Source organism: Paracoccus gahaiensis, from assembly GCF_005048225.1.
Classification (GTDB): domain Bacteria; phylum Pseudomonadota; class Alphaproteobacteria; order Rhodobacterales; family Rhodobacteraceae; genus Paracoccus; species Paracoccus gahaiensis.
In genome coordinates, this window is record NZ_SUNI01000062.1 from 1 (window position 1) to 2,827 (window position 2,827).

Annotated in this window: 4 protein-coding genes and 1 pseudogene; 3 read left to right on the forward strand and 2 right to left on the reverse strand. The window is 64.1% G+C overall.

The features are described 5' to 3' along the window. A partial coding sequence (locus FA743_RS20015; RefSeq protein ID WP_246055082.1) for a LysR substrate-binding domain-containing protein occupies window positions 1–345 on the forward strand: 345 nt, incomplete at its 5' end. Window positions 346–574: 229 nt separating this feature from the next. Here the strand turns inward: FA743_RS20015 and FA743_RS20020 are convergent. Further along, window positions 575–1,303, reverse strand: coding sequence for a helix-turn-helix transcriptional regulator (locus FA743_RS20020; protein WP_136887808.1), 729 nt, complete (start codon window positions 1,301–1,303; stop codon window positions 575–577). A gap of 71 nt (window positions 1,304–1,374) precedes the next feature. On the opposite strand from FA743_RS20020, the gene FA743_RS20740 reads away from it, so the two are divergent. Beyond that, a complete protein-coding gene (locus FA743_RS20740; protein WP_246055083.1) occupies window positions 1,375–1,722 on the forward strand; it encodes a glutathione S-transferase family protein in 348 nt (115 codons plus the stop codon). 12 nt (window positions 1,723–1,734) lie between these two features. Continuing rightward, window positions 1,735–1,938 carry a glutathione S-transferase C-terminal domain-containing protein gene (locus FA743_RS20745; protein WP_281281801.1) on the forward strand — a complete coding sequence of 68 codons (204 nt, stop codon included), beginning with the start codon at window positions 1,735–1,737 and terminating at the stop codon, window positions 1,936–1,938. 344 nt (window positions 1,939–2,282) lie between these two features. On the opposite strand, the pseudogene FA743_RS20030 reads toward FA743_RS20745, so the two are convergent. Beyond that, window positions 2,283–2,675 (reverse strand): annotated as a pseudogene (locus FA743_RS20030) (transposase); the annotation flags it as partial. Window positions 2,676–2,827: the final 152 nt, after the last annotated feature.

Consider the following 2,827-nt stretch of genomic DNA (forward strand, 5'->3'; position numbering starts at 1 on the left):
GATTGCCTCCGCGTGCGCCTGCCGAACGGCGCGCTGTTCCGCTGGTCCTTCGAGCGGGCCGGAGAGGTGGTCCAGATCGAAGCACAGGGTCGCCTGACCTTGGACGAGGCCGCCATCGCCCGCACCGCCATCCTGGACGGCGCCGGCATCGGCTTCTTCATCGAGCAGGACGTGGCGGATGACATCGCTGCCGGGCGACTGACCCGCCTGCTGGACGACTGGACCCCGCCGCGCCCGGGCTTCAGCCTGTATTACCCCGGTAGGCGCAACCCGTCTGCGGGGTTCGCGGCGTTCCTCGCCATGGCAAGAGAGGCGGCTGCCCGAGATACGGCGATCGGCAGATGAGCCAGAGAACGGCTCATCGTCGCTCTGCGGCCTTTGAAGATCGTTGCAATGCGACTTTTTTTAATCCGGTCGCTCGTGCCTGCTGCAGCAATTCCAACCAGACGATGTCGTCGATGGGGACAGGGTTACCATAACGAACAGCTGGATCGCGGGATGAGCTGCCGACGGCACCTTGTTCATTTCATCTTTTCAGCGCCACTTTGCCTTCAGGAGGGCGCTGAAGGTCAGGCTACGACTGGCACGGTGCATCCTGGCAGGTCCTGGGATCTTGCTTTTTATCTATCCTCTGCGCTGTAAATTTGCGGAGAAGTTCTGCCCGGCGTGGCCGGAAGCTTGTTCCGCCTGAACGCAAGACTTCGATGCGGGCGACATGGAAGAACCGATAGTCCTGCCGCATCTGGCAGAAGGCCAGCAACAGCAGCGCCTCGGGACTATAGGACATGGAAAGCGGCCAGATCTCGCGTTCGGTCATCTGGTTCTTCAGATCGCGATAGCGGATCCACAGGCTGGTCTCGTCCCAGCAGGCCTGTCGCAGCAGGTCCATGTCGATCGCCACGCCGGGACGCATGTCGGTCGGACGCCAGGTCCGTAGCACGCTGTGCATCGCCTGCCGGGCCTGACGATCCGGCAGGGTCGCGATGATCCGCGCCACCGCATCGCGGCCTGCGCGCTCCAGCGTCGCGTCGCCAAGATGGCGCAGGCTGCCGATCGCCAGCATCAGAGCCTCGATCTCCAGTTGCGAGAAACTCTGCGGCGGCAGGACGGGGTCTTCGGTCAACGCATATCCGACGCCTGCCGCACCGTCGATCAGGGCTCCGCCGGCCCGAAGCGTGGCAATGTCGCGGTAAAACTGCCGGCGCGAGATCTCCGTTTCCTCGGCCAGCCGCGCGGCAGTCACCGGGGCGGGCAGCCGTCGCAGCACCGTCATGAGGCGCATCAGCCTGTCCTGGCGTGCCATCTTGATGCTGCCTCGTTCTGTCAGGAGCTCCAAGCTATGTCAGACGCATCCAGAACTGAAGGAAATCTGTGATGCCCGTTCTTTATCATGCGCCACAATCACGCTCAGATACCATCGCGACCCTCGTCCGGATGCTGGAGGCCGATGTCGAGAACCGCGAGGTTTCGATCCCGCGACAGGATGGTTCCGGCCAGCCGGACCCTGCAAACCCGCACCCGGAGAAGAAGGTCCCCTACCTCGTCGATGGCGCCGAGACGCTGCGCGAGCGCGGGGCCATTATCGTGTATCTGACCGACGCCTATCCAAACGCCAAGCTCGGCCCCTTACCCGGCGAGGTGGGACGCGGCGCCTATCTGTCGTGGCTGTTCTACTACCAGGGCGTGATGGAGCCGCTGATCCTGCTGCACTGGGCGCAATAGAGCCATCCCGCGATCACCGCCTCGCTCCGCGACATCGACACGATGACGGCGCGGTTGACCGAGGCGCTTGAGCCGGGGCCGTATCTGTTAGGGGACCGGTTCACTGCGGCGGACATGCTGTGCAGTTCGCCGTTTCACTGGTTTCCGGACCTCATGCCCGAGGTTCCGACGATCCGGGATTCGGTCGCGCGATGTGCGGAACGTATGCGACAGTGATGACGATCCGGTAACGTTGACACAGCGGTTGGCCGAAAGCCGACGGTCGAGGCGCTCACAGCGGCGCAGTGCAGCTTCCCCAAACCGGCCGTGTGTGGACGCCCCCTTGGATGCGAGCGGAAACTTGGGCACGGTTGGGCATGTGATCAGGTGCGGTCGTGTGTCCGGCCTCGAAGATGCAGCCTTTCATGCGCCGCGGGCCTGTATGGAGATATGCAGGTAGGGACCAGTTCGCTTACCCGCGCGCGATGGCGTTCCGTCCGGAATGCTGGTTTACCCGACCCGGTCTCTTGACCGTCTGCCCTTACGTTCCCTCGCCCCCTCTCACATCCGGCGACGCTGACCTATGCGGCAGCCATCGCCGGATCCCTGTAATCCTCACCCTTGCGCAAAAGCGCCCGGGCCGTGCGCGCCATGCGGTTGGCCAGCACCACCGCGACCAGCATCTTCGGCTTGCGCGCCATCATGCGCCCGAGCCATGTGCCCTCAGGCGCGCCCTTGCGCGCGGCCCATCGCACCACCGCGACGGCGCCGATAATCAGCAGCCTTCGGATGTCGCGTTGCCCCATCTTTGAGGTGCGGCCCAGCCTGTCCTTGCCACCGCTCGAATGTTGTCGCGGCGTAAGCCCGACCCAAGCGGCAAAGTCCCGGCCCTTGGAAAAGGTCTCCATCGGCGGTGCGAAGGTGGTAGTCGCCGCTGCGGTTACGGACCCCACTCCCGGGATCGTCGTCAGCCGCCGCGCCGTATCGTCAGTGTTCATGGTAACGGCCCGATTGCTACCGCGGACCGTTTTCCTTGACGCGCGCGATGATGTCTGGGTCTTCGACGAAGTCTTCGAGAAAGTCGCTCCAGTGCTCCGGAGAGCGCCTTGCATCACGGAGCATGTCG

Coding starts and splice junctions, on each gene's coding strand:
- FA743_RS20740 (WP_246055083.1), top strand. CDS start 1,375: ATGCCCGTTCTTTATCATGCGCCACAATCACGCTCAGATACCATCGCG.
- FA743_RS20020 (WP_136887808.1), bottom strand. CDS start 1,303: ATGGCACGCCAGGACAGGCTGATGCGCCTCATGACGGTGCTGCGACGG.